The following is a 1,237-nucleotide window of genomic DNA, read 5'->3' on the forward strand; positions in this document are numbered from 1 at the left end:
GCAACGACGGCAGGACGATGCGCTCGCCGCTGTCGAAATCGCCGAAACGCGGCCCGGCGTCGTACAGCAGGCTGTGCGCGCGGGTGCGCACCAGCACCGATAACCCCTGCCCCACGTCCAGCAGCCAGACCTCGGCGCGCCCCTCCGGCAACGCCGGCGGCGGCAGAAACAGCGCCGGCAAGAGCAGGGTCAGGCCGGGCAGGCGTAGCGGCACCCCGGCCGGCAGCAACAGCAGCAGCGCCCCGCCCAGGGCCAGCAGCCAGGCCCACAGCGGCAGATTGCTCGGCAACCAGGCCGGCAGCCAGCCAGCGATATGGCCGAGCAACAGAAACAACAGCTGCAGGGCGCCGCCGGCCAGCCACAGCAGGCCCTCGCCCAAGCCCGGCACGGGCAGCAACAGGGTGCCGAGCAAAGCCAGCGGCACCACCAGCAGACCGACCCAGGGCACGGCGATCAGGTTGGCCAACGGCCCGCTACTGCTGACCGGCAAGCCGAGGATCAGCATCAGCGGCAGCAGGCCGATGGCCATGGTCCACTGCGCGCGGGTCAGCCCGCGCCACCAGCCCCACACGCCCAGGCGGCCGCCAAACACCAGAATCAGGATCGCCACCGCGGCGAAGGACAACCAGAAGCCCGGCTGCAACGAGGCCAGCGGTTCCAGCAGCAACACCGCGAGCAAGGCCAGCAGCAGCGGCCACCAGGCGCCGAGATGACGAAAGCGCAGGCGCCACAGCAGCACCAGCGCCACCATCACGCAGGCCCGCCGCACCGGCACCTCGAAACCGGCGAGCAGGCCGTAACCCAGGGCGCCGACCAAGGCCAGGACACAGGCGGCCGGCAGCCAGGGCCAGCGCCGTGGCCAGGCCCCCACACGCGCCAGGAAGGCCACCAGGCCATAGAGAAACCCCGCCAGCAGGGCGATGTGCTGACCGGAGATGACCATCAGGTGCACCGTGCCGGTGTGCTGCAGCAGGCGCCAGTCGGCGGTCGTCAGCCCCGAGCCGTCGCCCAGCACCAGGGCGGCGATACCGCCCTCGCGGCCGAAGGCCGGAGCCGCCAGCAAACGCTGGCGCAAGCCATCGCGCCAGCTGCCCAGGCCACTGGCCGGCGCCAGCCGCTGGCCGGCCTTGATCGTACCGGTGGCGCCAATGCGCTGCGCCAGCAGCCAGGCCTCGTAATCGAAGCTGTGCGGATTGACCAGACCATGCGGGCGCTTGAGGTTGACCGCCCGGCGCCA

The 1,237-nt window shown here is 71.8% G+C and carries 1 protein-coding gene; it reads right to left on the bottom strand.

What is annotated here, in order from left to right:
* Positions 1-1,237: ComEC/Rec2 family competence protein (locus N878_RS21285; protein WP_021445555.1), on the bottom strand; the 1,237-nt coding region annotated here is incomplete at both ends.

This window comes from Pseudomonas sp. EGD-AK9, assembly GCF_000465935.2.
In the GTDB taxonomy this organism is placed as follows: domain Bacteria; phylum Pseudomonadota; class Gammaproteobacteria; order Pseudomonadales; family Pseudomonadaceae; genus Aquipseudomonas.